Below are 316 nucleotides of genomic sequence, written 5' to 3' on the forward strand. Positions count from 1 at the left end.
TTCCTTTTCGGAGGGGCTTTCATTGAGGCGCTTGTTTCTCTGGTTGGTGCGTGCAAAATCGCCGGTGATTTCCCTTCCTTTTCGGAGGGGCTTTCATTGAGGCTCTTATCGTCCGATGCGTCATGCGAAAGCTTGAGAATTTCCCTTCCTTTTCGGAGGGGCTTTCATTGAGGCAGGTAACCGGGCGCGATAGCCAGCGGCTCGGCGGGTGCATTTCCCTTCCTTTTCGGAGGGGCTTTCATTGAGGCTGAAAGCGGCGTAGGTCATGAGAGCGGCGGCTATGGCATTTCCCTTCCTTTTCGGAGGGGCTTTCATT

Source organism: Rothia sp. HMSC072E10 (assembly GCF_001813965.1).
Taxonomy (GTDB): domain Bacteria; phylum Actinomycetota; class Actinomycetes; order Actinomycetales; family Micrococcaceae; genus Rothia; species Rothia mucilaginosa_A.